Annotated in this window: 8 protein-coding genes and 1 pseudogene; 3 read left to right on the top strand and 6 right to left on the bottom strand. The window is 67.5% G+C overall.

Features of this window, described 5'->3' with window-relative positions:
- Nucleotides 1-1,065: 1,065 nt before the first annotated feature.
- Nucleotides 1,066-1,572: a pyridoxamine 5'-phosphate oxidase family protein gene (locus tag ACTWPW_RS61950; protein ID WP_443174696.1), complete on the top strand. Its 507-nt coding sequence runs from the start codon at nt 1,066-1,068 to the stop codon at nt 1,570-1,572.
- 461 nt (nt 1,573-2,033) lie between these two features.
- Here ACTWPW_RS61950 and ACTWPW_RS61955 read toward each other — a convergent pair whose 3' ends face one another.
- From ACTWPW_RS61955 to ACTWPW_RS61965, 3 genes are all read right to left on the bottom strand, one after another.
- Nucleotides 2,034-2,831, bottom strand: a complete 798-nt coding sequence (locus ACTWPW_RS61955; RefSeq protein WP_443174697.1) for an IS5 family transposase — start codon at nt 2,829-2,831, stop codon at nt 2,034-2,036.
- A gap of 255 nt (nt 2,832-3,086) precedes the next feature.
- Entirely contained in the window at nt 3,087-3,428 is a 342-nt protein-coding gene (locus tag ACTWPW_RS61960; protein WP_443174698.1) for a hypothetical protein, read from the bottom strand.
- Nucleotides 3,429-4,255: 827 nt separating this feature from the next.
- Entirely contained in the window at nt 4,256-4,690 is a 435-nt protein-coding gene (locus ACTWPW_RS61965; RefSeq protein WP_443174699.1) for a TIGR03618 family F420-dependent PPOX class oxidoreductase, read from the bottom strand.
- Nucleotides 4,691-4,741: 51 nt separating this feature from the next.
- Here ACTWPW_RS61965 and ACTWPW_RS61970 point away from each other — a divergent pair, with 51 nt between their 5' ends.
- Entirely contained in the window at nt 4,742-5,095 is a 354-nt protein-coding gene (locus tag ACTWPW_RS61970) for a winged helix-turn-helix transcriptional regulator (RefSeq protein WP_443174700.1), read from the top strand.
- 342 nt (nt 5,096-5,437) lie between these two features.
- On the opposite strand, the gene ACTWPW_RS61975 is transcribed toward ACTWPW_RS61970, so the two are convergent.
- The gene (locus ACTWPW_RS61975; protein WP_443174701.1) at nt 5,438-6,400 is read right to left on the bottom strand and encodes a sterol desaturase family protein; all 963 of its coding nucleotides are present in this window, start codon (nt 6,398-6,400) and stop codon (nt 5,438-5,440) included.
- Nucleotides 6,401-6,467: 67 nt separating this feature from the next.
- Nucleotides 6,468-7,325 carry an AraC family transcriptional regulator gene (locus ACTWPW_RS61980; RefSeq protein WP_443174702.1) on the bottom strand — a complete coding sequence of 286 codons (858 nt, stop codon included), beginning with the start codon at nt 7,323-7,325 and terminating at the stop codon, nt 6,468-6,470.
- 110 nt (nt 7,326-7,435) lie between these two features.
- Here ACTWPW_RS61980 and ACTWPW_RS61985 point away from each other — a divergent pair, with 110 nt between their 5' ends.
- Nucleotides 7,436-7,720: a hypothetical protein gene (locus ACTWPW_RS61985; RefSeq protein WP_443174703.1), complete on the top strand. Its 285-nt coding sequence runs from the start codon at nt 7,436-7,438 to the stop codon at nt 7,718-7,720.
- On the opposite strand, the pseudogene ACTWPW_RS61990 reads toward ACTWPW_RS61985, so the two are convergent.
- Nucleotides 7,696-7,912, bottom strand: a pseudogene (locus ACTWPW_RS61990) (3-hydroxybenzoate 6-hydroxylase); the annotation flags it as partial. The gene ACTWPW_RS61985 and the pseudogene ACTWPW_RS61990 sit on opposite strands and share 25 nt — an antisense overlap.

Genomic DNA, 7,912 nt, shown 5'->3' on the forward strand with positions numbered 1-7,912 from the left:
GCTGGCGGATCCTCCAGCACATCACCGCCAGCCCCAGCGCAATCGGCGACATCGCACGCGCCGCTCTTGTCCTCACGCATTTCGAGCACAACTACCTACCGGCAATTCGCTGAGATCACGTCAGTGCGCGGCGGTCGGTCGGTCTTGTCGTTGTGCCAGATCGCCATGGTGGGTGCCAGGGTGCGGATGATGAACCGGATGGCGGCGCCAGTCGGGGTGCGGTCGTCGTGGCGTTGCAGGTCAACCTGGCCTGGTGAAGGCCTGATTGATCGACTCGATGATCTGTCTCAGGGGTTTGAACAGGTGTGGGTCTGGGGGTGAGGACTCGGCTTTACGGGTCGTGCGCAGCCGGCGGATGTCTTCGGTGGCCTGGGCGTGCTCGAAGCCGCGGCCGTAGTAGTGCAGGTCGCGACCGGGTCCTGTCCTGTTCGCGGTGGCGGGCCAGCAGGTCGGGGCCGGCGAGCGTTGGGGACCTGGGCGGTGAGCCGATCGGCGGCCGCCTTGCCGCGCTGGTAGGAGCCGTTGCCGACCACCCAGAACACCCCCGCTTGGCTGGTCCCTGCTCCGGCGGTCCCCGGCCACCTTCGTCGTCGCCGACCTGACGGACTCGTCCGGCTCGGCAAACGCAAGCTGACGAAGATCCAGTACCGGCTTCACCTGATCGCCGGCAATCTGGCTCAGGCCGGACATGCCATCGACACCCCCGGCGCGGCCATAACCGACTCTACGTATTCAACCGATGTTGTTCCTGATGTTGGGTGCTCGTGAGCGCTGTTCAAGGCATAGCCCGGTGGCGGCCAGGCAGTCGTTGAGCACGTGCGCCGGATACGGTAGCTTGCTCGAAGCCGCGTTTGATGACGCGGGCGAGCTGGGCCAGATCGGCGACGGGGAGATTGGCCAAGCGGCGGCGCCGAACGAGTGCCTCGCGACCGGTCCGGCGAGGGAGATCTTCACTCGCTTCGCATGTTTCCGGCCATGGAAGGACGCGGGGATTCCCTGTGCCACGAACGGTAACTCGTCAATGTGTGAACGCTCGATGACACCAAAGAAGTGTGAGGACGAAGGATGACTACCGGACTACCCCAAGGCGATCTGCGTCTCCTAGAGACCGATCTAGCGCAACAGTTGCTGACCTCCACCCTGTTCGCACGTTTGGGACTGATATGGACCGACGGGACTCCAAGGGTCGTACCGACCTGGTTCCACTGGACCGGCGAGGAAATCGTGATGGCGACGTATCTGGCAGGCCCTGCAATGGGCGTGCGACACCCAGCCCGTCGGGTGGCGGCACTCCGCATGAACGCTGCCGTTGACCTGAACATAAGCACTGACGCCAATCCACCGCACGCCCTCTCGATCCGTGGCCGGGCAGCCGTCACCGAGGTTGACGGCGTGGCAGACGAATACGTCCAGGCCGCCGAGCGATATTTGGGGAAAGATGCCGCCGCATCACTCCTCGAATCCGCCGTGCGGCCTGGAACCAGACAGGCGCGCATCGCCGTACGCCCTGCCTGGGTGGGACTGTTGGACTTTCAGACCCGCTTGCCCAGCCCACTTGGAGGCGTTCTCTGACAGTGGGGTAAACGCGGGGCGGAACGATCGCGATGGTGCACCGCCGAACGTCCATGCGATCTTTACCTGGGGCGGGCAGGACGGCGATCTCCTCGCCCTTCCGTACACTCTGCGGAAAGGTCCGCCCCGCCGAAGGCCGGCAAGCCGAGCCTACGCGACGATCATCGACTCCCAGCCGGTGCGGTCGGCCACGACCGTCGGCGCAGGCAATCGCGAGAACGACGCGGGCAAAGAAAGTAGAGGCCCGGCAGCGGCACGCCGTTGTGGACTGTCTCGGCCTGCTCCTGATTGTGCTGATCACGGCCGCGAGCGTGCAGGATCGCCACAGCGCCCGGCCTTCGCGTTGGGAGCCTGCTGAGCGGTCAGCTGCCCTAGCGATATGTCGTGCTCCTTGATCTCCTGGTCCAGGTCGAGCCAACGGCGGGCCAGGGCTCGCTTAGTGCCCGTGTACAAACTGATCGTCAGGTCGATTTGGGAGATGCGGATCGTGCGAGTCGTCGTCCCATGACGATGATCATCGCCCACAAGACCATGGCCTCGTGATGCTCGGATAACCGCTCATAGTCCCGCACGCACCGCCTGCGCTGACAGATCCACGACAATGTCCTCTCCACCACCCACCTGCGGGGCAGGACCACGAAGCCACTGACGTCGTCACTGCGCTTGACGATCTCCACAGTGAGCCGGACCTGCTCTTTGGCCCAGGTCACGAGCTTGCCGGAGTAGGCGTTATCGGCCCAGATCAGCGCGATCCGCTCGTACCAGTCGCGCAGAAGCGCCAGCGCGGGCTTGGCGCCGTCGCGGTCCTGGACGCTGGCGGCGGTGACGATGACGACCAGCAGCAGGCCCAGGGTGTCCACGATGACGTGCCGCTTGGTGCCCTGCACCTTCTTGGCCGCGTCGTATCCGCGCGAGCCGGCGGCGACGGTCTCGGCGGCCCGCAGTGACTGCGAATCGATGATCCCCGCGCTGGGCTCCGGCTCGCGCCCGTCGGCTATCCGGACGTGTTCACGCAGGTCATTGTGGAGGGCATAGAGATCGCCGTCCTGCCACCAGCGAGTGAAGATCGCATGGACGGTGCGCCAGGGCACCAGGAAGTCGGTGGGCAGATTGCGCCACTTGATCCCGTTGTCGACCACGTAGCGGATGGCGTCCTTGATCAGGCGACGGCAGTACTTCTCGGGTCGTCCGCCGTTGCCGTGCAGCCAGGCCGGCCAGGGCATCAAGGGCTTAATGGCCTGCCATTCTTGGTCACTCATGTCGGTGGTGTAGCGGGGTGGGCGGATCGGGTGATCGGCTCCGCGGCCGTACCGGCAGGCCACGCATGAGCAGGCAGTTTTCGTCGTTACGCGAGACAGCGATGGGAGCGGTGGCGTACAACGGCGGCAGACTTTCCGGTTGGTGGTGGGGCTTGGATAACCACCGTTGCTACCGGAAGGTCGCTCTATGTCGCAGAATATTCGCGCTACGTCACCATTTCGCACGATATCGGCCCTACACAGCAAGCGCAGGGATCAGTTTGTACACGGGCACTTAGCCGAGGCCACGGAGTTGCCTATCAGATCGGGTCGCAGCCCGGCGCAGCGCTCCCGCCGGGCCATCTTCGACAGGCCGGTCAACTGCTCGCGCAGTTCCTCGGGGACCTTGACGGTGGCCATGGCCTGGGTGCGGGCCTTGACCGCGGTGTCATGCGCGATCTTGGTGTGGCCGATCATCTTCACCGTGCCCTCAGAGCTCTTGGGCGTAGCGGTGGCCGTGCCCGCCAGCACTGCGCGGGCGGCGTTCACAGCGTCGATCGGGTCGGACTTGCCGCGCTGGTGGCGCACGCGCCGGTCCGGCCGATTGACCTCGACCACCTCGTGCTCATGCCGGCGCCGGTGGGAGGCCAGTCCGGCACCGTAGGGCCGGTGCACTCGACGCCGAAGCCAGCACCTGCCCATGCCCTCAGGTGCGGCAGTCGTCTATGCGCACCAGGTACACAAAGGCGGGGAGCTGCGGCCCAGCCACGGCGAGGACGGCAGGATGACGCCCTGACGGCTCAGCGTGCGGACTCTGCCAAACCGGTCCTGCGGGACATCCTGGCTCGGCTGCCCGAGCAGGAACGCCAGAGGCTACAGCGCGGCCTGCGTCTGGGACACCGCCACAGGCAAGGCCGTCACTCAGGTCAAGGTCGCCTACAGCTCGGTGTGAGGCCCGGTGCTCAGCTGGTACGACGAAGCCTATCTGCTCGCCCCGCGAAGAAGGGCTTCGGCACCGTGAATCTCAAGGGCAAGGCCCGCCGAGACCCGGCAACCTAACACCAGACACCATTTCCTTTCGAGGACGCCCGCGGCGTCCGCTGACTACACCACGCACGCCTCGGCGTTATCCGATCGCGGCCGGACCGCCCCCGACGGCTCGTCGAGTAACTCGCGCGGGTACTCGATACGGTGCAGATCCGGCGGGCCCAGCGCCACCCATGACTTGCTACGAATACGACTCGCCGCTGGGACCGGTACTCGGTGGGCTGGAAGATGTCCGACGCCGATGAGCACGACGTCGCCTGGCTACCCGCCTCAGCTGAAACGCCTTGATCGGCCAAGACGGCACTGTCCACGACATCCACGCTGGTCGGCCGCCAAGCCCAACGTGCCTGCCGGCTTGCCCGGCAGCGTGGCGCCTTCCCCCGCATCGCCGAGCCCAGTTAGCCAGCCCATGGGCCGATGCCTGATAGCCGTTCAACCTGAACTCGGCCGACTAGCGCGGTCGGCGACATTCGGTTGGCGAAGGGATAGTTGGTGCCGAGATACCGCTGCGACTGCCGATCCATGAAGGCGGCGAACCTGTCAGGGATGTCAGGGCCTTCGAAGGTCACGGCGCCGCGTACGATCAGGTGCTGTCGCAGTCCCTCGGGCGTGTTCCGGTCATCTTCAATCAGTATCGTGACATGCGGGTTCGCCCGCAAGTTGCGCACCTTGACCCGGTGCTCTTCGACACCGAACACGAGGTCATCTCCGTCTCGTGACACCCACATGAGGCTGACTTGGGGCGAGCCATCGGGGTTGATGGTGACGAATGTGGCGTAGCGGTCGATCTCGAACAGCCGATGAGTGATCGGTGGCAGCTTCTGCTTGGTCATGGTCCCCCACTGTAGACAGCTCAATGGGAACCGATCGGTAACCTGGGAACCATGGGTGACTTTCATGGTCCTGGGGATGTCTTTCTCGCCGACTGTCCGGCCCGGCTGGCGGTCGAGGTGATTGCCGACAAGTGGTCAGTCGTTGTGGTGTACGCGCTCAGCCGTGGACCGCGCCGACACGGTGAACTGGTCGAACTCATCGGCGGAATCTCCAAGAAGATGCTCACCCAGACGCTGCGGCGGCTGCAGCGGTACGGGCTGGTCGACCGAAGGGCTCACGCCGAGGTGCCCCCACGGGTCGAATACAGGCTAACCACACTCGGCACAACCCTGATCGACCCAATTGCCGTGCTCACGAAATGGGCAGAGGAAAATGGCGACGATGTCTTGGCAGCCCACCTCTAGAGACGAGTAGATCCGAAGTTTCGTTCCGCCAAAGTGGGGAGGCGCGCGGGGCGTTGTTTCAGGGATCACGCGCCGATAAATCTACAACGTAAAGGGACCCTGTTGTGAAAATTCAGTATTTCCTTGTCGGGTCAAGCTAGGCGGGCGAGTGCCAACGACGACCATGGCCTGCCCGGGCGTGGCGTCGCGGGAATCGTCGGGGCAACCGGAAGTCGGGCCTCGGCCGCAGGACGTCTCTTCAGGATCCGCTTGGTGGGCCGCTTGATCAGCCCGGTCCCCTCAAAAGGGAGCCGCCACCCATTTCCTTTAGCGCACGCCGGCGACGGCCGCCCTGACTGCCTATCAGGAACGGGCTCGAAGCTGCTGGACCGGTTCGGCCTCGCCGCCGGGCTCGGCGTGGCAGGCCCCGGAGGGGCGGAACGGCTCGGCGAGCTGAGCGAGGTAGGCGGTGGGGTAGTCGGGTTTGGCGGCCATACCGAGCTGCTCGGAGGTGAAGCGGCGCATAGGGTCGTAGGAGAAGGTGCCGAGCAGGTGGTCCCAGGCCAGGGTGAACAGGCCGAAGTTGACGTCGCCGATGCCGGCCCATTTGAGGTGGTGGAAGCGATGGCCCTCGTTGAGGGCGAGCACGTAGGTGAGGGGGCCGACGCGGTAGTCGGCGTTGGAGTGCTGCAGCAGCAGTTGCACCGCCACAGCCAGAGCGAGCACCGAGGCAACCTGTACGGGCAGGCCGATGAGCAGCAGCGGCGCGACACCAGTGGTCATCTCCAGCATCTGGTGCAGTGGGTGCTTCATTAGCCCGTTGAGGCCGTAGAAGCGTGTGACGGAGTGGTGAACGGCGTGGAAGCGCCACAGCGCGCCGATCTTGTGGCTGGCGTAGTGCACCAGGGTGATGCCGAGATCTGCGATCAGTACGGCCAGTAGCACCTGGACGAGGAAGGGCCAGGTATGCGGCCACAGGCCGGCGGCTGGAAACGTGGTTGCCAGAGCCGCGGCCAGCAGCGGGATGACGGCGACGCTGGCCAGGATGAGGCTCTCGTTGACCGCGCTGTGCGCGGCGTCGCGGCCGGCGTCGCCCTGGGAGGTGTTCCAGGCGCTCTCATACGGCAGGAGGCGTTCGGCGGTGAACGACAGGGCGATCGCGGTGGCCAGCAGACCGAGCAGCCACAGTTTCGAGGCGCCGGCGGAGGTCAGGACGATGGCGGCGCCGTTGACGCCGAGCAGCATGAGCGGGGCGTAGCCATAGCGGACGGCCGCCTGGACGGCCGTCCGGGCGGCGCCGCCGGCGGGCGAGTGGATGAGGGGCATGGCTCTCACCTTGGTGGTAAGACCCCGGCGGGGGCTTGAACGGATCCGCTGTCCCTGGCCGGGCCGGCTACCGGCCGCTTGGGCTGGGGAAGTGCCAGCCGGCGGCGACCAGGGCCTGGCTGGGGGTGATGCCGAACATGGCCCGGCAGGTGCGGGTCAGGTGCGCACTGTCGGCGAACCCGGCCGCGTGCGCGGCCTCGGTCAGCGTGGCGCCGCCGCGCACCGCCTCGATGGCGTGCAGCAGACGGGCCCAGCGCCGCCAGGCCGGATACGGCAGGTGCAGGTGCTCGGCGAACAAGTGCCCCAGCCGGCTGGCCGACACTCCCACCCGGGTGGCGAGCTCGCCCAGCAGCAGCGGCCCGTCAATGAGCTGCGGGATGGCCTCCAGCGCGTGCGACAAGGCGGCGGGAAAGCCGCCCTGGCCGGCGGACGGGCCGGCGGACGGGCGGGGCGAGCACAGCACGGCGGACAGATGCGCCGCCTGGGGGAGCGCGGTTGGCTCGGCCGCGCTGGCCGGCGGGCGGGCAGCGGCCCGCCAAGTGCTCACGTCGTCCGGATCGCCGCTCGCGGCGACCCGAGCGGTGGCCGCGCGCCCGGCCGGAGAGTAAGGATCGAGGTAGGCCAGCAGGCCGTGAGCGCCGGGGGCGGCTCGCAGTTCGTGCCGGATCCCGGCCGGGATGATCGCGGCCTGTGCCCGGCGCTGGTGGCCGCGTCGGTCGCTCAGCACTACCGCGCCGTCGAGCACCAGCAGTACCTGCACCGCGGCGTGCGCGTGCGGCTCGGCGGAGCCGATCGCGCCGGTGAAGGCCAGCAGGCCCGGGATGGCCGTGGCCGCTCCCGCCCAGCGCGTTCCCTGTGCCGGCTCACCTGGCGACGTCCCGGTCAGGGCCGGCGAGCGGGCAGTCGGGCCGGTCGTGATGCTCATTGTGGTCTCTCCCTTGCAAAACCAGGGCAAGGGGACGCTATCATCGCCGCCTCACGATCATTGGTGAGGATGTCGGCGGGCGATGCCTGAGCGCCGGCATCGCGGCGGGCGTGCCACCGGCGGCCCTGTTCCCCGGGGCGACGATCGGCTACCTCGCCGAGCTGGCCGGCCGGCTGACGGACGCCGACTCCCTGCGGGACCTCGTGGCGGAGAAGGTCGGCCTGCTCACGGCCACGGCCCTGGAACACCCCGGCGGCGCGTTCGCCGGCTCCCGCGCGCTGGCGGAGGAGTTCCAGGCCGCCTGGTGCGAGCCCGCCGGGCTGCCCGAGGGGCCGCCGCTCGCACCGGAGCACGCCGTGGACGGCCGGGGTCAGGCGTACAGCCAGTCGACGTAGGTGTAGTCCCGGGGGTCGCGCACGCGGAACAGCTCGTTGCGCAGCAGCCGGCCGACGCCGTCGAGGTGCCACATGTCTCCCCAGATCCGCGCGGTGTCCTGCACCCGCGCGGTGCGGACGGTGCGCTCGGCCTCGTAGCTCTTGAGCGCGCCGGCCAGGTCCGGCTGCGCCCCCAGCTCGGCGGCCAGGCAG

The sequence above is a fragment of the Nonomuraea sp. KM90 genome, assembly GCF_052246675.1.
Taxonomy (GTDB): Bacteria; Actinomycetota; Actinomycetes; order Streptosporangiales; family Streptosporangiaceae; genus Nonomuraea.